This is a genomic window from Sporosarcina sp. FSL W7-1349 (assembly GCF_038003045.1).
GTDB lineage: Bacteria > Bacillota > Bacilli > Bacillales_A > Planococcaceae > Sporosarcina.
This window is the reverse complement of record NZ_JBBOOK010000002.1, coordinates 100,857-125,152: the sequence shown is the minus strand read 5'-3', so window position 1 is coordinate 125,152 and position 24,296 is coordinate 100,857. Positions and strand designations below refer to the sequence as shown.

The following is a 24,296-nucleotide window of genomic DNA, read 5'->3' as shown; positions in this document are numbered from 1 at the left end:
ACTCATTGCGCTTTGCAAATCCAGCCGCCGATCATGTTCGTGGAGAAGAACTTGGCGATGTTCCGGAAGCCGGCCTGTTCCAGCAAAGCGACGATTTTGTTTTCTGGGAGGAACGAAAGGCTCCGAAGCGTTTTTTCCATTTCATCCACTTCTGTTTGCGTTAGTTTTGTCGAGTCCAGCCAGTAGGCCTTCCAAAGTGCGAATAATTCATCGAATGCAGGATCAGCCGGATCGCCGTACATGGTTGCCATGACAAAGGGCGCGCCGGTGGGAAGATGTTGCCGAATTTTCTTTAACAACCGCAGCTTTTCATCTTCTTCCTTTACAAAATGAAGGACGAGCAAACAGGTAGCGGCATCGAAAATTTGTTCTGTTTCTACATCATCGACCGTTCCTTCTATAAATTCCACCCGGTCCACCATTTGCGTCTGTTCGGCCTTCATCCGGGCCAATCCCAACATGGAAGCCGCTGGATCGACTGCGGTGAACGTCCAATCGGGATTGCTTGTCCCGAAAGCGGTCAGTTCATTTCCTCCGCCGGCGCCGACGACAAGCAATCTGGCTTGCGGCGTACAATTTGCCCGCAGGAAAGTTTGGACCAGCCGAAGCATCGCATCGTAGGAAGGGAGGTTCCGTCGAATCCCCCGATCGTATTCATTCGCCAATTCTTGATTGAACGTCATTTTTTCCGTCATCTTATCAAATCCCATCTAGGTAGTGTATAAAGATAGTTTCCACAAAACTTGGAAGATTCCTTTCTGCTTCCTTTCATCTTAAAAATCCAGGGCATCTGCTGGAAGATGATGCTATATCTTGTGATATTGTCGTTGTGATAATCTTGTTGCAGCCAGACCTACTGGACAAAGATCATCTATTTTTCTTTTCCACGCTATGCTACGATTATGAACAGGGGAATGTTACATAGAAAGGAAGAAATGTGATGTGGGAAATGAATGAAATACAACAACAATTGCATATCATCAATGGAAAACAAGCGCCCGATCTACTCATTACCAACGCAACCTACTTGCATTCCATCTATAAAAAATGGTTTACAGGGAATATTTGGATTGCGGGAGATCGGATTGTCTATGCAGGAAAGGACATGCCTGCCGTTACAGAAGGGACCGAAATCTTCGATGCCGCGGGCAAGAAGATTGTCCCTGGTTATATCGAGCCTCATGTCCATCCGTTCCTTTTGTATAATTGTGAAACGCTGGCGGATTATGCAGCGCGTCTGGGAACGACGACATTCATCGCAGATAATCTTCTCCTGTTCCTGACATTGGGCAATGAGAAATCCTTTACGCTATTGGATCAGTTCGCGAAGATGCCGTTCTCGTATTATTGGTGGACACGGTTTGATTCTCAGACGGCCCATCAACAGGAGAAGGAATTATTCAGACCGGAATCGGTTGCCGAGTGGTTGAAGCGATCTGATATCCGGATGGGAGGCGAGTTGACAGCTTGGCCGCGTCTTGTGAAGGGCGACCCGGATATGTTCGCTTCGATCACTACAGCGAAAGCGGCGGGCATCAAAATCGAAGGGCACTTGCCGGGTGCTTCGGACAAGACGTTGGCACGAATGAAGCTTCTCGGAGCCGATGGAGATCATGAAGCGATGACTGTGGAAGAAGTGGAAGCGCGGCTGCTCCATGGCTATGGGGTCACACTCCGCCATTCCTCGATCCGCCCGGATTTGCCGGATCTGTTAAAAGGCTTGGTCGAAAGAGGACATGATGTATTCGATCATCTGATGATGACGACGGACGGGGCGACTCCTTCATTCTATAGCGACGGCATGATGGATAAATGTATCCAAGTCGCACTAGATGCGGGTGTGCCTCCGATTGATGCCTACCAGATGGCTTCTTATAATATAGCCCGCTATTATGACATGGTCGATCTACATGGTGTTATTGCGACAGGCCGCTACGCTTCGCTCAATATTATAGAAGATGAATTCCATCCGGTTCCAACGGATGTCCTGTCGAAAGGGACCTGGTTGAAGCGAAACGGCGAATCGACGGGCTCGTTAGGAACGATCGACTGGTCGGTGGTCGCTCCGTTCGCTCCGCCGTTCGAACTGGAGGATTCGGATTTCCGCTTCGATAGTGCGATTGGAATTGAAATGGTGAATGATGTCATCACCAAACCGTATGAGGTCACTATTGACACGACGGAAAACCGTTTATCGGAAGAACATGACGAGAACTTTTTAATGCTCATTGACCGCTTCGGGAAATGGCGGGTCAACACAATCATTAAAGGCTTCGCCACGAAGGTGCAAGGGTTGGCTTCTTCCTTCTCCAACACGGGCGATATCATCTTGATCGGAAAAGATAAAAGAGAAATGCTTCGAGCATTCGACGAGATGAAACGGATCGGTGGAGGAATGATCCTGACGGAGAACGGGGAAACCATCGCAACTATCCCGTTGCCGCTCGGTGGAGGCGGATCGATTGAGCCATTGGAAATCCTGATCGAACAGCAGAATGAGCTGGTCCAGGCGTTGGCGGAGAGAGGGTATGCGTATGGGGATGTCGTTTATACGTTTCTGTTTCTCCAATCGACTCACTTGCCGTATATCCGAATCACCCAAGTCGGCTTATATGATGTCATGAAAAATGAAGTGCTCGTTCCATTCACGGAAAGATAGGGGGACAATATGAAAGGGATAATGAGAGCATGGCCAATATTGTTGGCCAGCATCCTGTTGCTGTGTACAGCGTGTTCAAAAAAAGAGAAGGTGGAGGCGGAAGTAATTCCGCTTCCATCGCCGAGTACAGATCAAGAAATAGTCGAGGAAATCGAACCGATTCCTCAATATCCGCAACCGTTTACCGGTATATTGTCGGATACGGAAAACAATCGCCGTCCTGTGTTGGCGACGATTAATAATCATCCGCTTGCCCGTCCACAGTCGGGCATCAGCCAGGCGGATATCGTGTATGAAATGGCGGCGGAAGGCAATGTGACAAGGTTTTTGGCTTTATTCCAAAGTGATTTGCCCGAAGAGATCGGGCCGGTACGGAGCGCCCGGGACTACTTCGTCCATATCGCCAAAGGAATCGATGCGTTTTATGTAGCGCATGGGTACAGCCCGGACGCTCAGACGCTATTGCAGAATCGGACGGTCGATCACATCAACGGCATGCAGTATGACGGGGTTTTATTCCAACGGTCCAAAGAGAGAAGGGCTCCGCACAACTCCTATATTAGTGGGGATAATGTGTTGGCTGGGGCAGAGAAAGAGAATGCTTCGATGGAAATGGAGAAGCAGCCTTCCCTTTCTTTCCATGAATCGATTGAAAATGCTAAAATAGGCGATATGGCATCGTCCATCACCGTCCGTTACGGCGCCGATCCTAATTTTACAAGCGTATATACCTATGACGCGGAGAAAGGGACATATGGGCGAACCGTGAATGGCATTTTAACGGTCGATAAAGCTGACGGTGAACAGGTGGAGCTGTCCAATATTCTCGTATTTGAAGCGGCGCATCGGACGATCGATAATGTCGGCCGGCAAGCGATTGATATCAACTCGGGCGGCCGGGCTTTGTTATTCCATGCGGGAATCGTGAAAGAGATCGAATGGAAGAACGAGAATGGATTTTTGACGCCTGTGGAAAATGGACTTTCGGCGAAATTGATTCCAGGGAAGTCTTGGATCCATATTGTCGCGTCCAATCCGGGAATGGCAACGTCGGTCACCTATACACCGTAATGAAATCATGTGAAGAGAGGGATTCCTTCTATGCAAATCGATAAGATCCGCAGCCACCAGACGGATCAATTGTTCAAAGCGATACTTGAATTGAAAGACCTCGATGAATGTTATCATTTCTTTGATGATTTATTTACAATCGGTGAGCTGCAATCGCTCGCCCAGCGGCTAGAAGTGGCTCGGATGTTGAAGCTGAAAAAAACGTACGACACCATTCAACATGAAACGGGAGCGAGCACTGCAACGATCTCCCGGATCCGCCGTTGCGTCGACTATGGCTCGGGCGGCTACAGCAAAGTGTTGGCGCGTCTGTACCCGGAACTGGAAGACAAAAAAGAGGATTCGGAATGATGGAAAACCGGAGGGGCGCGAGCGCCCCTCCGGTTTTTTCATGGGGTGTTCGCAAATCTGCGCCAGTGCAGATAACCTTGTGTCCAGCGCTTGATAACATCGTGCAAGTGCTGATAACTGTGGGCCAGCGCTTATAACTCCGTGCCAATGCTGATAACTGTGCGCCAGTGCTGATAACTTCGCACCAGTGCTGATAATTCCGCGCCAGTGCTGATAACTCTGTGCCAATGCTGATAACTCCGTGCCAGTGCTGATAACTCTTCGCCAGTGCTGATAACTTCGCGCCAGTGCTGATAACTCCGTGCCAGTGCTGATAACTGTGCGCCAGTGCTGATAACTCTGTGCCAATGCTGATAACTCCGTGCCGGTGCTGATAACTTCGCACCAGTGCTGATAACTGTGCGCCAGTGCTGATAACTGTGCGCCAGTGCTGATAACTCTGTGCCAATGCTGATAACTCCGTGCAAGTGCTGATAACTTCGCACCAGTGCTGATAACTCTGTACAAGCACTGATTACTCCAACAAACTTTCACAATCCCAACCCCCGGCCGGAGAAGATTCCGTCCGGGTTTTTTGGTATACTGAAATGAATGTACTTTTTGGGAGTTGGGTGTTTACGATGGATTACATATTATGGCGACATGCCTTTAAATTAGATCCGGCCAAGCCGATTGCGGATGAGGAATTGGAGCGATTGGCGGAGTCGGGGACGGATGGGATCATTGTAGGCGGAACGGATGGAGTGACCTTGGAAAATGTGTTGGATCTGCTCGTCCGACTGCGACGCTATTCGGTGCCGATTGCGCTTGAAGTGTCGACGGTCGAGTCGGTGACGCCGGGGTTTGATTATTATTTCATTCCGACCGTCTTGAATTCGACGAAGACGAAGTGGATTAACGGGATCCACCATGCGGCGCTGCGGGAATACGGCCATATGATGAATTGGGATGAAATTATCACAGAGGGCTATTGCATCTTGAATCCCGTTTGCAAGGCTGGGCAATTGACAGGCGTCACGGAAGTGCCGGATGAGGAGGATGTCATTGCCTATGCCCGGATGGCGGAGCATCTTTTCAAGCTTCCCGTGTTTTATATAGAATATAGCGGGATTTATGGCAAGACTGCAATCGTGGAGGCGGCCAAGCGTGTCCTCGACAAAACGCGCCTATTTTACGGCGGGGGAATCACCAATGCCGAGGAAGCCAAACAGATGGCAGGCATCGCCGATACGATCATTGTGGGCAATATCATTTACGAAGACTTGAAAGCCGCCCTTTCTACTGTCGAAGCGGTGAAATCCGTTTCCTCTTAAGGACGAATTGTGTATAATAAAGAACAAATGTTCCGAAAGGACGAGAAGCTATGAATACAATTTCAGAAAACCTGCTCGCCGGCATGAATCCGGAGCAAGCACGGGCTGTGAAGAAAACGGAAGGACCTCTCCTCATCATGGCGGGGGCTGGATCCGGAAAAACCCGGGTGCTGACGCATCGGATCGCCTATTTAGTCGTGGAGAAAAACATCTACCCTTCCAACATATTAGCGATCACGTTCACCAATAAAGCCGCTCGGGAAATGCGCGAGCGGATTGACGGACTGTTGGGCCACGGGACGGGCGAACGGATGTGGGTTTCGACCTTTCACTCGATGTGCGTCCGGATTTTACGCAGGGACATTGATCGGATTGGCATTTCGAAGAATTTCACGATTCTCGACACTGCCGATCAGTTGACGGTCATTAAAAGCGTCTTGAAAGAATTGAACCTCGATTCGAAGCAATATGATCCCCGTTCCATGCTGAATGCCATCAGTTCCGCAAAAAATGAATGTATCGATGCGCACGAATACCGCGGGCAGATCAATTCATTCAACCCATTCGAAAAGACGGTGGCGGATGTCTATGACGGCTATGCGAAGCGACTGCGCCAAAACCAGTCGCTCGATTTCGATGACCTCATCATGTTGACCTTGACCCTATTTGAAAAAGTTCCCGATGTCCTCGAGTTTTATCAAAATAAATTCCAATATATCCATGTTGACGAGTACCAAGATACGAACAATGCGCAATACCGCCTCGTCCAGATGCTGGCGAGCAAATTCAAGAATATTTGCGTCGTGGGTGATTCCGACCAATCGATCTACAGATGGCGGGGGGCCGATATTGGCAATATCCTGTCCTTTGAAAAGGATTACCAAAATGCTGAAATCATCCTTTTGGAACAGAACTACCGATCGACGAAACGGATTTTGGATGCGGCGAATGATGTCATTACGAATAATCGCAGCCGCTATGATAAAAAGCTAAGGACTGAAAACGAAGAAGGCGAGCCGATTTATGTCTATAAGGCAAGCGATGAAAAGGATGAATCCCAGTTTGTCGTCGGCAAAATTTTAGAGTTGAAGGAACGGGAAAACCTGAAACTCGACCAATTCGCCATCCTCTATCGCACAAATGCGCAATCACGGGTTATTGAGGAATTTTTGGTGAAGTCGAATCTCGATTATACGATTGTCGGGGGCACGAAATTCTACGACCGGAAAGAAATCAAGGACTTGCTGGCGTACTTGCGGTTGATCGCCAATAATGCGGATGATTTGGCGCTCGCCCGGATCATTAATGAACCGAAGCGCAGCATCGGCGCCACGTCATTTGATCGGATGGCGAGATATGCAATTGAACGGGATACCCCGATTTTTGATTCGTTGAAAGAAGTCGATTTCATGGGGCTGACACCGCGTGCAGCCAATGAAGTCGCGAAGTTCCATGAACTCATCGTAGGTTTCACCCAAATGCAGGAGTATTTAACGGTGACGGAACTGGTCGAGCAAGTGTTGGAAAAAACGGGATATCGGGCGATGCTGCAAAATGATAAGACAATCGAATCGGAAAGCCGCTTGGAAAACATCGAAGAATTCCTGTCCGTAACGGAGGCTTTCGAAAAACGGGCGGAAGAGGAAAACGGAGACCGATCGCTCATCGCATTCCTCACCGATCTTGCTCTCATCGCGGATATCGATTCTTTGGATAAAGAAGAGAACCAATCGTCGGAGAAAATCGTCTTGATGACGATGCACGCAGCGAAAGGATTGGAATTCCCGGTCGTCTTCATTATCGGCATGGAGGAGAACGTCTTTCCGCATTCCCGTTCTATCGGGGATGATGAGGAAATGGAAGAAGAGCGCCGATTGGCGTATGTCGGAATCACGCGTGCGGAACAGAAGCTGTTCTTGACGTCTGCTTCTTTCCGGATGCTGTTCGGCCGGTCGAGCTATAATAGCCCATCCCGCTTCATCAGTGAAATATCGGACGAAATCATCGAGCTCATCCCGGGAGAAGACGACTTCGGTTTCGGGTCGCGTTCTTCCGCACGCCCGGCTGCTCCGGTCCGCCCAGCGGTCAAAAAGCCCCGGTACCAGTCCAGCGGTGGCGAGAAGCTTGGATGGAGACCTGGTGATAAAGCGGTCCATAAAAAATGGGGCACCGGTATGGTCGTCAGTGTGAAAGGGATGGGTGAAGAAGTTGAACTCGACATCGCCTTCCCGGATCCTGTCGGCATTAAACGGTTGCTTGCAAAATTTGCACCGATTGAAAAACAATGAGCGAACTCTTGTGACTTCAGCCATGAGTTAGCGAATGCCCTTGATTAACTTTGCTGCCGCACATGTGTAGTATCCTATATAGGGTAATAAACATGGATAAAGCCAATAAAGGAAGAGGATATGTCTATATGTTGCACTATCCTATTGTATAGTGTGTAAAATATAGGCTCCAAGGAGAAGTGGAGACGGATGTAAAGGAAATTCTGACGGACATTGCTTCTGCTAATGAAATCGTCATCCTGGAGATGGAGACAGATAAAGCCCATGTTCATATGCTGGATCAGCTGTAAGTCTCAGCACGCAATTCCTTCCATTATGATGGCTTTTAAAGGCTCCTCTGCCCGCAAGTTGTTTCTCAGACATCCGGACTTAAAGAATAAGTTCTGGGGAGGCCATCTGTGGAATCCCAGTTATTTTTATCGATAGTCCGTGACAACACCGAAGGACAAATGAAGCATTACATTCAAAACCAGCAAATGAATCACAGATAAGGAGGGATCACATGCTGAAAGCCTATAAATACAGATTGTATCCAAACGCGGAACAAAAAGAGTTCTTCGCGAAGTCTTTCGGCTGTGTCCGCTTTATTTACAACCAAATGCTGGCTGACCGAATGGGACTGTATGAAAGATACAAGGATGACAAGGACCAACTCACACTGCATAAACCGAGAACATACACTTCGTTTAAAAGGGAATTTGACTTCCTGAACGAAGTGGATAACCTCGCTTTAGCGAATGCCCAGCTGGATTTAAATGCCGCTTACAGGAAATTCTTTAAAGAAGGCGCCGGCTTTCCAAAATTCAAGTCGAAGCACAGAAGTAAAAAGTCGTACAAAACAAATAATCAAGGCGGTAATATCCGCATAGAAGGCAATCAAGTTAAATTACCCAAGATTGGTTTCGTGAAGATCAAATATCATCGACCATTCGACGGTTTAATCAAGTCGTGCACGGTCAGTCAGACATCTTCCGGAAAATACTTTATTTCCATTTTAGTGGAGATGGAAGAGGCTGACTGGATTCCTGCTAAAAACAAAATAGGAATCGATTTAGGTTTGTCAGACTTTGCCATTACGACGAATGATGTCGGTAGGAGTGAAAAATACGGCAATCCGAAGTTTCTGAGAAAGTCCGAGAAACAGCTAGTCAAGGCGCAAGAAGCACTCAGCAGAAAAAAAGCCGGAAGCAAAAACAGAGAGAAAGCCCGATTATTATTGGCTAGGAAGCATGAGAAAATTGCCAATCAGCGAAAAGACTTTCTTCATAAATTGTCTCACAAGATAACCAACGAAAACCAAGTGATTGTTATCGAAACCTTAAAATCATCGAATCTGTTACAGAACCGCAAACTGTCCAAGTCCATTTCCGACGTAAGCTGGTATGAATTCGCCAGACAGTTGGCGTATAAATCCGCCTGGCTTGGCCGCACGCTCATCCAGGCGGATCAATGGTTTGCTTCTACCCAAACATGCAGTGTATGTGAACAGAAAGGTGAGAAATTATCGCTGAACATTAGAGAATGGACCTGTACAAATTGCCAATCCACACACGACAGGGACATCAACGCCAGCCGAAATCTGCTCAAGCTGGCAAATGAATGACACACGGGGAGGGTTCACCCCTTTGAGCTTGGTCAATTTAGATGGCTGACAAAAGCATCTACTACCCAAGAAGCTCGTCACTTTAGTGATGAGAGGTTCACAAAGCGTAATCAGGGTGGAGGAGAAAAAGATGGACATGGATCGAATGGCGCTCGAAAAACGGGTGGAGGAATTGAATCGGCTGTTGACAGAATACGGCCATGCCTATTATGTATTGGATAAACCTCTCGTCCCCGACTCCGTATACGATCAATACATGCAGGAATTATTGACGATCGAGGCGGAGCACCCTGACCTGATCTACCCGGACTCCCCGACGCATCGGGTAGGCGGGGAGATTTTGGGCGGTTTCGGGAAAGTCGTTCATGAATTCCCGATGCTTAGCCTCTCGAACGTATTCAATGAGGAAGACCTGAAGGAATTTGACAGAAGGGTCCGTGCCGCAGCAGGCTTGGATATAACGTATGTATGTGAATTAAAAATCGACGGTTTGGCCATTTCCCTTAAATATGTCAACGGTCGATTGGAACAAGGTTCGACGCGCGGCGACGGCACGATCGGGGAAGATATCACCGCCAATCTTAGGACCATCCATTCAGTCCCACTCCGTTTGAAACAGCCGTTGACGATCGAAGTGCGCGGAGAAGCGTATATGCCGAAAAAATCATTCGTCAATTTAAATGAAGCCCGGGACGAGGCGGGAGAAGAACCGTTCGCCAATCCGCGCAATGCAGCGGCAGGTTCATTGCGTCAACTTAACCCCAAAATAGCGGCCAGCCGCAATTTGGCGATTTTCATATATGGAATCGGGGGGGATGGCAGTGCATACGGGCAAGACAGCCATTCGGATTCCCTTGATTTCCTGGACTCGCTCGGATTGGTCATAAATAAAGAGCGGAAACGCTGTACCACGATTGAAGAAGTGATAGGATACATCACCGAATGGACAGAAAAACGGATGGACTTGGAATATGAAATCGATGGAATTGTCATCAAAGTCGACCGGTATGAAGACCAGGAACAGCTTGGTTTTACAGCGAAAAGCCCGCGGTGGGCAACCGCCTATAAGTTCCCTGCCGAGGAAGTGACGACCCGATTGATTGAAATCGAGTTGAGTGTCGGGAGAACGGGTGTGGTAACACCGACAGCGATCCTCGAACCGGTCCGTGTTGCCGGGACGACGGTCGGACGTGCCTCTTTGCATAATGAAGATCTCATCCTTGAGAAAGACATACGGATCGGCGACACCGTTATCATTCGGAAAGCGGGAGATATCATTCCGGAAGTTGTCGCCCCGCTTATCGAACAACGGACGGGCGATGAAGTGCCGTTCCGGATGCCCGACCACTGTCCGGTCTGTGAGTCCGAATTAGTCCGGATCGAAGGGGAAGTCGCCCTGCGCTGCGTCAATCCGCAGTGCCCGGCGCAAATGAAGGAAGCGATCATCCATTTCGTTTCACGAAATGCAATGAACATCGAGGGGATCGGCGAACGCCTCGTCGACCAGCTCTTCCATTCCGACCTCGTCCATGACGTGGCTGACTTATATACTTTGGACAAAGACCAATTGCTGCAACTGGAACGGATGGGGGAGAAATCGGTCTCGAATCTGTTGGCCGCTATCGAAGCCTCCAAAACGAATTCATTGGAAAAGCTGCTCTTCGGACTTGGCATCCGTCACGTCGGGGAAAAGGCAGCAACGATTCTGGCGGAAGAATTCGGCTCGCTGGCTGCACTGATGGAAGCTGACACGGATCGGCTGACGACCATCCATGAAATTGGAGAAAAGGTGGCCGATTCCATCACGACCTATTTCAGTAATGAAGACGTCCAAAAAGTGCTAGAGAAGCTGGCTTCCTACGGCGTGAATCTGACGTACACGGGACGTTCCCGCAGCGAAGTGCCGACGGAAGGACCATTTGCCGGAAAAACGGTCGTATTGACAGGGAAGCTCTCCATTTTGACCCGAAGTGATGCGAAAGAAAAAATCGAGGCGCTCGGGGGCAAAGTAAGCGGGAGTGTCAGCAAGAAGACGGACCTTGTCATTGCAGGGGAAGATGCCGGATCGAAGCTTGTAAAAGCCCAGGAATTCGGAATTGAAGTTTGGGACGAAACACAATTGGTCGATGCCCTTGGCGAGAAGGAGTAAGCTTGTATGAAGAAATTAGTAGCAATGACCGGACTGGCAACCGTATTGTTTTTGGGCGGATGTTTGCCCTCCGCTACAACTGATGATGAAATCCTCCAGGAAGGTGAAGAAACTGTAGAAGAAACGGTGATGATTCCTGAGGTCCAACTGAAAGATGAGTTTTATCGGACGCTATTGCCATTCAAAAAGAGTGCGAGCCGGGGCATGATCGTCAATAATGTCTATACGAAATACGATATGAGAGAGGCAGAAAGAGGATTGCTGCGCATCTCCACTCAATATTTCGACCCGAAGGACCACTTCTTCCAGGAAGGCCAATATATTGATCGAGACATGGCACGCGCTTGGCTATCCAGAAGCTCTACCGATGAAAAAGGGTTAAATCCCCCTGTGAAAGAGGGGATGAGCGAAGAGGAAATTTCCGAGCAGGCACCCATTTATCTGGCTCATATCGTCGAGCAAAATTACTTAGTCATGACCGATGAGAAGAAAGTAAGGCTCGACGGCATTTCCATCGGCCTTGCCCTGAATTCCATCAGCTATACGAGAAGCGGGAAAGAAACGGTCATCCCGGACAGCAAAATTCAGCAAGAAGGCATGAAAATGGCAGAAGAGATTGTCCGCCGGCTTCGCACACAAGAGGGGTTGAAAGATATCCCGATTGTCGTCGGTTTATTCAAACAGGAAAGTCGGAATTCTATCGTGTCCGGTACGTATTTTGCCAAAGCGGTCGCTGGAAAAGGGGATGAAGTTCCCGGAGGATGGAAAGAAGTGAATGAGCAGTATGTTGTATTTCCGGCTTCCTCCTCTATTGATCGATATCGGGAAATTAATACGGACTTCAATAAATTCAAACAGGATATCGACAATTATTTTCCAAGTTTTGTCGATGTCATTGGAACGGGATTCTTCAAAGAAGGGAAGTTGAACTCCCTTCGCATTGAAATTCCGATCCAGTTTTATGGAACGAGCGAGGTTATCGGGTTCACCCAATATTTGACGGGACTTGTTGTGAAATATTTCTCGGATATCCACATCGAGGTGACTATCAAATCGGTGAATGGACCGGAAGCGCTGATAGTGAAAGAGGCGGGGAAAGAAGAACCATACGTTCATATATATGGATATTGATGATTCAGCGAATATTTTTCTTCCGATAGTGGTGGGAGGAATGTAAAAAAGTATATAAAACAATGAACTTCATATACCTTGCTGAATCAATAGCCTCCGGCGGATGTCACGGATTTTGAGGGGGACTCAGGGCAATCCAAACTGTCTAGTGCCTTAATTTCTGCAAAGAGCGCAGAAATTAAGGCAAATCGAACCCTTCGCTGTTCGATTCGCAATTCAAGATCCGGACGCAATTACGCCGAGGCGTAATTGATTGACGACTATCGTAACTTTTCATCGCTTGGAGAAGGTGTTATTATTAATCGTACAGTGAGTAAATGGGAGGAAAAAAAATGACGCAATTTACGAAAGACGATGTACAGTATTTCGCCAATTTTGTCAGAATCGGTATTTCTGATGAAGACGCTGAAGTGTACGCGGAGCAATTGGCGGATATGATCCAATTTTCCAATGTATTGAAAGAGGCGGATACGGAAAATGTCGCTCCGATGACACACCCGATCCCGCTATACAATGTGTTGCGTGAAGACGTTCAAAAGGACGTTCTAGACCGCGATGAAATGCTGGAGAGCGTAAAAGAGCATGAGGACGGGCTTATCAAAGTGCCATCCATTCTTTAAGGAACGGAATTGAGGAGGGAAACAGATGACGTTAGTAAACAAAACGGCGGCTGAACTTCAATCGCTTTTACATAGCCGTGAAGTGTCCGTCAAGGAATTGACGCAAGACACGTTGAATCATATCAAAAAAGTGGATGACAAAGTTCAGGCATTCCTGACAGTGACCGAAGAAGAGGCGATTGCGAAAGCGGAACAATTGGATAACGGCTCCGAAGACAATCGCGGTCCTCTTTTCGGGCTGCCAGTCGGAATCAAAGATAATATTGTTACCAAAGGCGTTAAAACGACTTGTGCCAGTAAAATGCTGGAGGATTTCGTCCCTGTCTATGACGCAACGGTTGTAGAAAGATTGGACGCGGCGGGCATGGTATCTGTCGGTAAACTGAACATGGATGAATTTGCGATGGGATCTACAACTGAACGATCAGCATTTCAAAAAACGAGAAATCCATGGAACCTCGACTTTGTACCGGGTGGATCATCAGGCGGTTCGGCAGCTGCTGTCGCAGCGGGCGAAGTGTTATTCGCACTTGGTTCGGATACGGGCGGGTCTGTTCGCCAACCGGCTGCTTTCTGTGGTGTCGTCGGGATGAAACCGACATACGGACGCGTATCACGCGCTGGGTTGGTTGCGTTTGCTTCCTCCCTCGACCAAATCGGAACAATCACCCGTACGGTGGAAGATAATGCGCTTCTTCTTAATGCCATTTCGGGAGTCGACTACCGGGATAGCTCTTCTTCCCCAGTAGAGGTGCCGGATTTCAAATCCGCTTTGACAGGCGATGTCAAAGGGATGAAAATCGCGGTTCCAAAGGAATACCTTGGTGAAGGCGTCGCGGAAGAAGTGAAAACTGCAGTTCGTGAAGCATTGCAAGTGTTGGAATCACTTGGTGCAGAATGGGAAGAAGTTTCGCTTCCACATTCCAAATACGCTTCAGCAACTTACTACGTCATCGCCTGTTCGGAAGCCTCATCAAATTTATCCCGTTTCGATGGTATCCGGTATGGATACCGTCCGGAAGGCGTGAAAAATTTGGAAGAGCTTTATCTGCGTTCCCGGTCTGAAGGATTCGGCCATGAAGTGAAAAAAAGGATCCTCTTCGGAACATATGCGCTTAGCGCGGATCATCATGAAGATGTATACGTGAAATCGCAAAAGGTCCGTACGTTGATTGCTCAAGATTTCGCGTCCCTCTTTGAAAAATATGATGTTATCATCGGACCGACTTCGGCGACACCGGCCTATGAAATCGGTGGGCTTGTCAAGGATCCATTGACTTTGTATGCCAATGACGTGCTGACTGTTCCGATCAACCTTGCAGGAATCCCTGCGATTTCCGTGCCTTGCGGATTCTCTGAAGGATTGCCGATTGGTTTGCAGATCATCGGCAAACATTTTGATGAAGCGACTTTGTACAAAGTGGCACATGCGTACGAACAAGCGACGGAATTCCATAAGCGCACTCCGGCCATTGGGGAGGGAACCAACTGATGAACTTTGAAACGATTGTCGGACTTGAAGTCCACGTAGAATTGAAAACCGATACGAAAATCATGTCACCGGCACCAGCCCATTTCGGCGCAGAACCGAACATGAACATTCATGTGACGGACTTGGCATACCCGGGCGTGCTTCCGACGTTGAATAAACAAGCAATCGAATTCGGCATGAAAGCGTCGATGGCGTTGAACTGTGAAATTGCGCCCGTCATGAATTTTGACCGGAAGCACTATTTCTATCCGGACAACCCGAAAGCATACCAAATTTCCCAAGATGAACGTCCGGTCGGATCCAACGGCTGGATTGAAATCGAAGTGGATGGGAAAAAGAAAAAAATCCGCATCGAGCGGGTCCATTTGGAAGAGGACGCGGGTAAACTGACGCACTCCGATTACGGCTATTCGTTAGTCGACTTGAACCGGCAAGGCACACCTCTTGTCGAAATCGTAACGGAAGCGGATATCCGCTCTCCGGAAGAGGCGTATGCGTTTCTTGAAAAGTTGAAGGCAATCATCCAATATACAGGCGTTTCCGATGTACGGATGGAAGAAGGATCCCTCCGTTGTGACGCGAATATTTCGTTGCGTCCATTCGGACAAGAAGAATTCGGTACGAAAACCGAGTTGAAAAACCTCAACTCGTTCAACTTCGTGCGCCGTGGCATTGCCAATGAAGTCGAGCGCCAAGAAAAAGTCTTGTTGGCAGGCGGAACGATCCAGCAAGAGACGCGCCGCTACGATGAAGCGACTGGTGAAACAGTGCTCATGCGTGTCAAAGGAAGCGCAAACGATTATCGATTCATCAATGATCCGGATCTGCCGGAAGTCCATATCGACCAAGAGTGGATAGATCGGGTGCGAGCGGAGATTCCAGAGCTTCCGGACGCACGGAAAGAGCGCTATGTGAAAGAGTTGGATCTTCCTGAATACGATGCACACGTACTGACTTTGACAAAAGAAATGTCCGATTTCTTCGATGCGACAGTAGATGCCGGGGCGGACGCCAAATTGGCTTCCAACTGGCTGATGGGTGACGTTTCAGCCTATCTGAATGCAGAACAGAAGGAACTGCACGATACGGCACTCACTCCGGAAGGACTCGCCAGCATGATCAAACTGATCGTAGACGGCACGATTTCTTCTAAAATTGCGAAGAAAGTATTCAAGGAATTGATTGAAAAAGGCGGAAACGCCGAAGCAATCGTCAAGGAAAAAGGACTTGTCCAAATTTCCGATGAAGGCGCACTACTCAAAATCGTCACGGAGACATTGGATGCAAACGAGCAATCGATCGAAGACTACAAGAACGGGAAAGACCGGGCTGTCGGCTTCCTTGTCGGCCAAATCATGAAAGCGACAAAAGGACAAGCCAACCCTCAATTGGTCAATAAAATCCTTCTTGAAGAGATTAAAAAACGATAACCGATCTGCTGCGTCCTATGCAAGGCTTGAAAAAGAGTCCGAGCATAGGACGTTTTTCGCTAGACAATCAAGAAGAGCATCCTTCGTTTTAACCGCGGAACTTCGGAATTGATTCGACCTGGAAGTATCCGTACACTAAAGGAAAGGAGTGTGGAAGCAGATGAAATCAGAGAAGCAATATTTTGATGAAGCCATTTCACTTGAGCAATATATGGATCGAATGGAGAAACATAAGGACAACAGCTTTCATGTATATGAACAGTTCGAGGTGCCCCAAGATGATGAGTTCATCGAAATCTTGAAGGACAAGCAGCCGAATCTGTTAGTCATTACGGAAGATTGGTGCGGAGATGCGATGATGAACAATCCTGTCTTGCGTCGGATCGCCGAGGCGGCTTCACTTGATGTGCGAGCTGTCTACCGTGATGAAGATACGGATCTGATCGATCGTCATCTTACAAACGGCGGTCGATCCATCCCGGTGTATCTCCTGTTAGATAAAGGCGGAGAGGTTTTGGCGAAGTGGGGACCGCGCGCCGAAACGATTCAAGAGTACGTCATGGGGCTTCGACAGGAGCTGCCTTCTTCCGACGCGCCAGATTTCGAAGAAAAACAGAAAACGCTGATCGAGCGATTGACGGCGGAATATTCATCAAAACCGGAATTATGGTTGACAGTCTACGAAGATATCCGAAAAACCTTTCTTCCGGTTCTTCAAAAGCAAGCTTAATACATCATCTGTATGAATCTGTATGAATTGAGAGGGAAATGGGATGAAACGTGCACGAATTATTTATAACCCGACCGCTGGACGCGAAATCATTCGAAAGCATTTGGCGGAGATCCTGGAAAAAATGGAGTTGGCCGGGTACGAAACGTCCTGCCATGCGACAACAGGCGAGGGAGATGCGATGGCAGCAGCAAAATCGGCGGTTGCCCGGGGATTCGACATCGTCATAGCAGCGGGCGGGGACGGAACGTTGAATGAAGTCATTGCAGGCGTCAGCCCATTTGAAAACCGGCCGACCATCGGATTGATTCCGGTAGGGACGACAAATGATTTTGCACGGGCCCTGAAAATCCCGCGCGATATTGAGGATGCCGTCGACATCATTGTCCAAGGGCAAACCGTTCCGGTAGACGTAGGAATGATGAACGACCGCTACTTCATCAATATTGCGGGGGGCGGCCGAATGACGGAATTGACCTATGACGTCCCAAGCAAATTGAAAACGGTGCTCGGCCAGCTCGCTTATTACTTGAAAGGGATCGAGATGCTCCCGTCCATTCATTCATCACATGTAAAGATCGAATACGATGGCCAAGTGTTCGATGATGAAGTGATGATGTTTTTGGTCGGCTTGACCAACTCGGTGGGCGGGTTCGAGAAACTTGCACCGGATTCCAGCATCAATGATGGAAAGTTTACATTGCTTATCCTGAAAAAATGCAACATCGCGGAATTCATACGCATCGTGTCACTCGCCTTGCGAGGGGAGCACTTGGATGATCCCCTCGTCATCTCCAGCAAAGCCGAGAAAATTACAGTAACCTCCAACGAAGAAGTGCTTCTGAACCTCGACGGCGAATATGGAGGTGTCCTCCCGGCAACCTTCCAGAACCTATGCCGTCACGTGGAAATGTTCGCCCCCGTTGAAAAGCTGCGGGAGAAAGATCGCCCTTAATAAGTGTGGAAAACCCCATTATCTGTTTGGGGTTTTTTGTTTGGTTTTGGGAGGGGCGGGGATGTTTCGAGGTATTGTGGTGTTGTGAGGTTGGGTGGGGATGTTTCGTAGTGCGCGGGGAGTGTTGTGAGGTTAAGTGGAAGTGTTTCGAGGCGTGGGGTAGGCGTTGTGAGGCTGAGTAGAAATGTTTTGAGGTAGGTGAGACGTTGTGAAAATTAAGGAAAAGGTCTGTCCCATTCCAACTGTCATGGCAAATCTTCAAACTGGAAGGGCAATTCTCTGAACTGTCATGGCTCCCGCGAAAACTGCATATCCCGGTCGAATTGTCATGGCAATTCTTCAAACTATAAGGGCAATTCCCCGGATTGTCATGGCTCGCGTGAAGACTTTCATGGCAAATCCCCTACACCAGGGAAAATCATCTTCTCTCGGCAAAACCCAAGATGGAATCCCCAGCAACAAAACAAAAGGCCCCTTCTTTTCGAGGAGCCTGCTTACATATTTAAATAAAATCGAGTGCTTCATCCTGTTTACCGGCCAGCTGCGGCAGGTTATCGAGTGGGATCCATCGGTTGCAATAAATGGATCCGTCGTCTTTACCATCGCTATCGACACGATGTTCCCATGGGGAAAGCACCTCGCCGGTGTAGGTTAAATGGAAAATATTCCGTTCGTAGACCAAATCGCGGTCGCGCGGGAAATGCTTATTCTTGGTCACTTTCCCTCGCAGTTCGAGTTTGTCCCGTGTGATGCCAGTTTCCTCCTCGATTTCTCGATATAAGGCATCCATGAGCAGTTCGTCTTTTTCGATAGTTCCCCCAGGCACTTGCCAGCCTTCTTCGGGATGCTCCTTATTTTCGAACACAAGGATTTTGCGTTCGGTTCCTTCACCAGATGTGATATAAGCTAAGACTTTCCGTTTTAACTCCATTGTGTTCACCCCGATTTTATTTTTTTAGTTTACTCATTGTACAAAACATTCCAATAACTCGCAAGTGGATTGTTTGAAAAAAGACAAAACAACAGCTTGAAATCTTTTGCAAATTGTTGGCAATGGTTGGATTTCCTTCACAAAGGGTTCATAAACAATTCACGGATTTCCAATAATATAAATGTTAAGAGACTGCATAGCGGGTATAGAATAGAGTCAGGCTATAAAATCAGTACCCTTTTCAAAGAACGAGATCGGAGTTCCATTACCCCTTTAGCCCGCTAATGAATCCAGTGGAAAGGACGTGAGCAGTCCTATGTATAAAAAACAGGAACGGCGACTGATGTGGTTAGTCTTTATCGTGGCGGGTATCATGTTGGTATCCATCATCGGCAGAGTGTTCGGAAACTAAGGAGGAGACTGGGATGGGAAATGAAGAAGCTGTCTTTTTTTCACGGGTTTTAACCGAATTGACCTTATCATTCCATATCATTTACGCGACAATCGGTGTCGGGGTGCCGCTCATGATCATGATTGCCCAATGGGTCGGCATCAAAAAGAACGACGAACATTATATATTGCTGGCCCGACGTTGGGCACGGGGGTTCGTCATCACTGTGGCAGTCGGGGTCGTCACCGGGACGGCCATCGGGTTGCAGCTTTCTTTATTGTGGCCGAATTTCATGGAGTTAGCGGGCAACGTTATCGCGCTTCCTCTCTTCATGGAGACGTTCGCGTTTTTCTTTGAAGCAATTTTTCTTGGAATTTATTTATACACATGGGACCGGTTTGAGAATCAGAAGAAGCATTTGCTATTGCTGATCCCGGTTGCATTAGGAGCTTCATTTTCCGCGGTGTTCATCACGATTGTCAATGCGTTCATGAATGCACCGCAAGGTTTTGACATCGTCAATGGCGAACTCGTCAACATCAATCCGATTTTGGCGATGTTCAATCCGGCGATGCCGACGAAAGTGGCGCATGTTGTGGTGACTGCGTATATGACTGCGGCGTTTGTGCTTGCTGCCATTGCGGCGTTCCGCCTGTTGCGGGGATCCGATCATGTCTACCATAAAAAAGCCCTTTATTTGACAATGAAGTTGGGGTTGGTCTTCTCGATTGCCGCAGCCGTCATCGGGGACTTTTCAGGAAAATATCTAGCGGAATACCAGCCGGAGAAATTGGCGGCTGCTGAATGGCATTTTGAGACAGAAGAAAATGCACCGCTTGTCCTGCTCGGTGTCCTGTCGGATGGGGAAGTGAAGTATTCCATCCGGGTCCCGTACGCGCTTTCCATTTTGGCGCACGGCAATCCGACTGCGGAAGTGATTGGATTGGATCAATTTGCGGAGGAAGATATACCGCCGCTCTATATCCATTATTTATTCAACATCATGGTTTTTATCGGGATGTGGATGGCATTATTGGCCGCGGTTTTTTGGATTGGAGTCAAGCGGGGCTGGCGCATCGTTTCCTCAAAATGGTTCCGCTGGCTGATCGTCCTTGGAGGGCCTCTGTCCATCATTGCAATAGAAGCGGGTTGGTGGTTGGCGGAAGTCGGCAGGCAGCCATGGATCTTGCGAAATATCATGCGGGTGTCCGAAGCGGCCACGTCCAGCAACCATGTCGATACAATGCTCTGGCTGTTCGCGCTACTCTATCTCATCTTGGGGATCGGAAGCATAGTCGTGCTCACCAGGATGTTCCGGAAGAACCCGGTAGAGAAAGAAATTGAAGACCGTCAAATGGAGAAAGGCGGTGACATGCTATGACGCTTGAAATTTTGGGGATTTCCGTGTTGTGGACGTTCCTGTTCGGTTACATCCTCGTTGGGGCCATCGATTTCGGAGCCGGTTTTTTCAACGCGTATAGTTTATTGACAGGAAAACAACGGGTGTTGACGAATGTCATCCAACGCTATTTATCCCCCGTTTGGGAAGTGACGAATGTCTTCCTCGTCTTCTTCTTCGTCGGAATCATCGGGTTCTTCCCGAAGACGGCGTTCTATTACGGAACGACGCTGTTGGTCCCCGTCAGCATCGGGATTATCCTGCTGGCGATCCGGGGTTCGTACTACGCCTTTGAAACTTACGGAGCTCGGGGGCATAAAGGCTACTCGTTCATGTATGGGGTTGCGGGGATCTTAATTCCTGCTTCGCTCTCCATCGTCTTGACCATTTCGGAAGGCGGATTTGTGGAAATGATCGATAACCATCCGGTGCTCGACTATTGGAAGCTGTTCACGAGCCCGCTCACCTGGTCCATCGTCGTGTTGAGCATCGCAGCGACGCTCTATATATCAGCTGTTTTCCTGACTTGGTATGCGAATAAAGCAGGGGACATGGAAGCGAGGGAACTCCTGCGGAAATACGCGCTCATTTGGTCGATGCCAACCATCGTAACGGCGGGTGGAATCATATTCGAGTTGCGGAAGCACAACCCCGAGCATTACAGCAATATTCAAACGTTCTGGCCGATGTTCCTACTGTCGGCATTGCTGTTTGTCGGAACGGTATGGCTTTTATGGAAAGGGAAAAAATATGGGCTGGCATTCGGTCTGTTGGCGGGGCAATTCTTCTTTGCTTTCTTCGGGTACGGAGCGTCGCATTATCCGTACTTGCTTTACCCGTACTTGACGATATACGACAGCTTCACCAATCCGGCCATGGCGATTGCACTCGTCGTCGCATTCGTTCTCGGCCTAGGCCTGCTCATTCCATCGTTGGTGCTGCTCCTGCGATTGTTCCTATTCAATAAAGAATACGTCCGTGGAAAAGAAGATTTCCATGTGTGAGGAGGAATTGACGTGAACGACTTTTTAATCTTCTACGCGCCCTTCGTTGTCCTGCTCGGCTCCCTCGCCGTCGGATTTTGGATCGCTCCGATGGATGGTGCGGTGACGAAAGAAGAGGAACGGGAAAAGTGAGGAATCGACCCCGAGAGCACGGTATCCACCGTTTCTTGGGGTTTTGGGTTTAGAGGGAAATAAAGAATGAGAACTCATTCAAGTATGATGCACAATGTCATGCCCGGTGCGTAAAAAATCCCCGAAAACATGCTACACTAAGGACATCAGAAATTTGGAGGAAATGTAATGTCTTATATAGTGAATAAAAACGACCGCCTTCACGTCACGGTGGAAGACTTGACCCATGACGGGGCCGGCGTCGCAAAGGTCGACGGGTATCCGCTGTTCATTCACGGAACGCTGCCGGGGGAGGAAGTGGAAGTCCATGTGACGAAAACGTTGAAGAACTATGGCTTTGCCAAGCTGCTCGAAATCAGAACACCTTCCGCCGATCGGATCATCCCGCCATGCCATGTCTTCCCGCCATGCGGCGGCTGCCAAGTCCAGCATTTGTCTTATGAAGCGCAACTCGAGCAAAAAAGAAAGTCGGTGCGCGACGTCATCGATCGGATCGCTAAGCTGCCACATGTGCCGGTCCACCCGGTGAAAGGGATGGAAGACCCATGGCGCTACCGCAATAAATCCCAGATCCCCTTCAGCACGAGGGACGGACAAGTCATCTCAGGTTTCTATCAGTCCAAAACGCATAAAATCGTTGATACCGATGTCTGCATTATTCAGACAGAGGAGGCGGATGCAATCATGACTGCGCTGAAACGAGAACTGCATTCGCTTGGCATCGACACGTATGATGAAAAAACACATCGCGGTATGCTGCGTCATGTCGTAGTCCGGAAAGCACGAGCAACGGGCGAAGTGATGGTCGTCCTCGTCACATTGAAAAAGAAATTCCAACAGAAGGACGCAGTGGTCGAGCTGATCCGGAATACAGTGCCAGGCGTGACGTCCATCATGCAAAACCTCAACAGCAACAAAACGAATGTCATTTTCGGAAACGAAACGATCTGCCTCTACGGAAAATCGGTCATCATCGACTCGATTGGCGACATCCAGTTTGAGATTTCGGCGCGCTCATTTTACCAAGTGAATCCTGTCCAAACGGAAGTCTTGTACAAACAAGCGCTCGATTACGCGGAGTTAACCGGTGAAGAAACAGTCATCGATGCCTATTGCGGGATTGGGACAATCTCTTTATTTCTGGCACAGCGAGCAAAGGAAGTGTACGGAGTGGAAATCGTTCCACAAGCGATCGAAGACGCCAAACGGAATGCCGAACTGAATGGCATTGCCAACGCGATCTTTGAAGCAGGGGCGGCGGAAGACGTTATTCCAAGGTGGTATGCAGAAGGCAAACGGTTCGAAGTCCTCGTCGTCGATCCGCCGCGAAAAGGATGCGATGAAAAACTGCTGCAAACCATTCTGGAATACAAGCCGAAACGCGTCGTCTACGTCTCCTGCAACCCCGGCACCCTCGCCCGGGACTTGCGAATCTTGGAAGATGGCGGCTACGAGACGAAAGAAGTGCAGCCGGTGGATATGTTTCCGCAGAGTAGTCACGTAGAGACGGTCGCACTGCTGGAATTAAAATAATAATTGAAACCCTTGAGAATGCTTGTTTGACGGCATTTTTGAGGGTTATTTATATGTCTGAAATCGAGATGTGGGAGAAATTTTAGGTGTTACGCCGCCCACATCCTCCAGTATCCCTTTTTGATTTAGTTGTTCGGAAACAGTGACCACATCAATATTTTTATAGCCACCCTTTATACTCTTTAATTCTGGTTTTAATTCTTCCTCTGGAATAAGTAATGATAAGGTTTTGAATAGTTTGTCATCACCTTTGTTGCTTAACTCTGCTGCTAATTTATTTACATACCAATTAGGTGCTCCTGTCGCAATTAATCATATCGGCACATGTTTCAACAGATTTTTCAAAGCGATAAATAAATACAACTTCAATATATCTTTGTCCATCTTTCGAGTGCGGCTTAATGACTTCTAATTTTTGAAATAGGCACGAGATTTACTGGTGTTCCATACAATTATAAATTGTTATACACAACTTCCAGTGGCTTGATAATATTGTATTGACGTTGAAACAGTTCGTCCTGACGTTGAAATAGTTTGTCAAGAGTTTTCGTTATACTTTGAATGGCATTACCTGTGCCATAGTTTATTCTGGAACTCTACAAGCCCTTGCTTTATCTTTTCAATTTTATTGTCAATTACATCGGCGTATGCGAGCCATAGTGGAAATTCGTACATAAAAGGATTAGATTAGTCATGCCTAGGTCCAGTTTAAAAAATTGGGTATTGCTAGGCCTAGTTTCGTATTGCAAAAAATGTGCTATTGCCGTTTATTATTTTCAGGATAGTATTTAACAACAAGAGTCAAATTGAACAGTTGTTTTTCAGTCTTTTTTCATATCGAGAAACATATACTCAGTAAGAATGACTTTAGAATAGGAGGATCTAAATGACAAACAACAACCTGTTAAGCTTTTATGATCCATATGTTTATCAGACATTAACAACCATTGTTGGTAAAATGGTTACGGTTCAAACCATAAGAGGTAGCGTTCGTGGCTCCTTGAAAAATGTATTGCCAGATCACATTGTTGTCGAATCTGACCAAACTCCCTTTTTTATTCGTACCCAGCAAATTATTTGGGTTTTTCCTGGTTAACAAAAAGGAAGTGGAGGG

General features: G+C 48.0%; 20 protein-coding genes and 1 pseudogene. 19 read left to right on the top strand and 2 right to left on the bottom strand.

The genetic code is table 11. The features are described 5' to 3' along the window. Positions 1 to 2: 2 nt before the first annotated feature. Complete coding sequence (locus tag MKY41_RS14565) at positions 3 to 695, bottom strand: class I SAM-dependent methyltransferase (protein ID WP_340745808.1); 693 nt, start codon at positions 693 to 695, stop codon at positions 3 to 5. A 245-nt stretch (positions 696 to 940) separates the two neighbouring features. Here MKY41_RS14565 and MKY41_RS14560 point away from each other — a divergent pair, with 245 nt between their 5' ends. The 14 genes and pseudogenes from MKY41_RS14560 (at position 941) to MKY41_RS14495 (ending at position 17,792) form a co-directional block, all read left to right on the top strand. After that, entirely contained in the window at positions 941 to 2,659 is a 1,719-nt protein-coding gene (locus MKY41_RS14560; RefSeq protein ID WP_340745807.1) for an adenine deaminase C-terminal domain-containing protein, read from the top strand. A 9-nt stretch (positions 2,660 to 2,668) separates the two neighbouring features. Beyond that, positions 2,669 to 3,730: a DUF3048 domain-containing protein gene (locus tag MKY41_RS14555; protein ID WP_340745806.1), complete on the top strand. Its 1,062-nt coding sequence runs from the start codon at positions 2,669 to 2,671 to the stop codon at positions 3,728 to 3,730. Between the two features lie 30 nt (positions 3,731 to 3,760). After that, positions 3,761 to 4,081: a YerC/YecD family TrpR-related protein gene (locus tag MKY41_RS14550; RefSeq protein WP_340745805.1), complete on the top strand. Its 321-nt coding sequence runs from the start codon at positions 3,761 to 3,763 to the stop codon at positions 4,079 to 4,081. Positions 4,082 to 4,701: 620 nt separating this feature from the next. After that, complete coding sequence (locus tag MKY41_RS14545) at positions 4,702 to 5,394, top strand: heptaprenylglyceryl phosphate synthase (protein ID WP_340745804.1); 693 nt, start codon at positions 4,702 to 4,704, stop codon at positions 5,392 to 5,394. A 50-nt stretch (positions 5,395 to 5,444) separates the two neighbouring features. Next, on the top strand, positions 5,445 to 7,682 hold the full coding sequence (gene pcrA, locus MKY41_RS14540; protein ID WP_340745803.1) for a DNA helicase PcrA: 2,238 nt from the start codon (positions 5,445 to 5,447) through the stop codon (positions 7,680 to 7,682). Positions 7,683 to 7,774: 92 nt separating this feature from the next. After that, positions 7,775 to 8,173, top strand: a pseudogene (tnpA, locus tag MKY41_RS14535) (IS200/IS605 family transposase). A gap of 11 nt (positions 8,174 to 8,184) precedes the next feature. Then, a complete protein-coding gene (tnpB, locus tag MKY41_RS14530) occupies positions 8,185 to 9,285 on the top strand; it encodes an IS200/IS605 family element RNA-guided endonuclease TnpB (protein WP_340745802.1) in 1,101 nt (366 codons plus the stop codon). Between the two features lie 136 nt (positions 9,286 to 9,421). Next, entirely contained in the window at positions 9,422 to 11,434 is a 2,013-nt protein-coding gene (gene ligA, locus MKY41_RS14525) for an NAD-dependent DNA ligase LigA (RefSeq protein ID WP_340746464.1), read from the top strand. A 6-nt stretch (positions 11,435 to 11,440) separates the two neighbouring features. Next, positions 11,441 to 12,565 carry a CamS family sex pheromone protein gene (locus MKY41_RS14520; protein WP_340745801.1) on the top strand — a complete coding sequence of 375 codons (1,125 nt, stop codon included), beginning with the start codon at positions 11,441 to 11,443 and terminating at the stop codon, positions 12,563 to 12,565. 332 nt (positions 12,566 to 12,897) lie between these two features. Then, entirely contained in the window at positions 12,898 to 13,185 is a 288-nt protein-coding gene (gene gatC / locus MKY41_RS14515; protein ID WP_340745800.1) for an Asp-tRNA(Asn)/Glu-tRNA(Gln) amidotransferase subunit GatC, read from the top strand. Between the two features lie 25 nt (positions 13,186 to 13,210). Further along, entirely contained in the window at positions 13,211 to 14,677 is a 1,467-nt protein-coding gene (gene gatA, locus MKY41_RS14510) for an Asp-tRNA(Asn)/Glu-tRNA(Gln) amidotransferase subunit GatA (RefSeq protein WP_340745799.1), read from the top strand. Next, a complete protein-coding gene (gene gatB, locus MKY41_RS14505) occupies positions 14,677 to 16,107 on the top strand; it encodes an Asp-tRNA(Asn)/Glu-tRNA(Gln) amidotransferase subunit GatB (RefSeq protein ID WP_041071397.1) in 1,431 nt (476 codons plus the stop codon). Before gatA ends, gatB begins: the two co-directional genes overlap by 1 nt. A 160-nt stretch (positions 16,108 to 16,267) precedes the next feature. Continuing rightward, entirely contained in the window at positions 16,268 to 16,837 is a 570-nt protein-coding gene (locus MKY41_RS14500) for a thioredoxin family protein (protein ID WP_041071394.1), read from the top strand. 43 nt (positions 16,838 to 16,880) lie between these two features. Continuing rightward, positions 16,881 to 17,792 (top strand): diacylglycerol kinase, encoded by a 912-nt coding sequence (locus MKY41_RS14495; RefSeq protein ID WP_041071391.1) that lies wholly within the window; start codon positions 16,881 to 16,883, stop codon positions 17,790 to 17,792. A gap of 502 nt (positions 17,793 to 18,294) precedes the next feature. On the opposite strand, the gene MKY41_RS14490 is transcribed toward MKY41_RS14495, so the two are convergent. Further along, positions 18,295 to 18,723 carry an NUDIX hydrolase gene (locus MKY41_RS14490; protein ID WP_340745798.1) on the bottom strand — a complete coding sequence of 143 codons (429 nt, stop codon included), beginning with the start codon at positions 18,721 to 18,723 and terminating at the stop codon, positions 18,295 to 18,297. A gap of 425 nt (positions 18,724 to 19,148) precedes the next feature. Between MKY41_RS14490 and MKY41_RS14485 the strand changes: the two genes are divergently transcribed. The 5 genes from MKY41_RS14485 to MKY41_RS14470 all read left to right on the top strand — a co-directional run bounded on the left by MKY41_RS14485 (position 19,149) and on the right by MKY41_RS14470 (position 24,278). Next, on the top strand, positions 19,149 to 20,495 hold the full coding sequence (locus tag MKY41_RS14485) for a cytochrome ubiquinol oxidase subunit I (RefSeq protein ID WP_041071386.1): 1,347 nt from the start codon (positions 19,149 to 19,151) through the stop codon (positions 20,493 to 20,495). Further along, positions 20,492 to 21,517, top strand: a complete 1,026-nt coding sequence (locus MKY41_RS14480; RefSeq protein ID WP_340745797.1) for a cytochrome d ubiquinol oxidase subunit II — start codon at positions 20,492 to 20,494, stop codon at positions 21,515 to 21,517. The genes MKY41_RS14485 and MKY41_RS14480 overlap by 4 nt, the downstream gene beginning before the upstream one ends. A 12-nt stretch (positions 21,518 to 21,529) precedes the next feature. After that, positions 21,530 to 21,649: a cytochrome bd oxidase small subunit CydS gene (gene cydS / locus MKY41_RS20820; protein ID WP_442852882.1), complete on the top strand. Its 120-nt coding sequence runs from the start codon at positions 21,530 to 21,532 to the stop codon at positions 21,647 to 21,649. A 168-nt stretch (positions 21,650 to 21,817) separates the two neighbouring features. Then, positions 21,818 to 23,182 (top strand): 23S rRNA (uracil(1939)-C(5))-methyltransferase RlmD, encoded by a 1,365-nt coding sequence (gene rlmD, locus MKY41_RS14475; protein ID WP_340745796.1) that lies wholly within the window; start codon positions 21,818 to 21,820, stop codon positions 23,180 to 23,182. A gap of 886 nt (positions 23,183 to 24,068) precedes the next feature. After that, positions 24,069 to 24,278 carry a YuzF family protein gene (locus MKY41_RS14470; protein WP_041071377.1) on the top strand — a complete coding sequence of 70 codons (210 nt, stop codon included), beginning with the start codon at positions 24,069 to 24,071 and terminating at the stop codon, positions 24,276 to 24,278. The last annotated feature ends 18 nt before the right edge of the window (positions 24,279 to 24,296 follow it).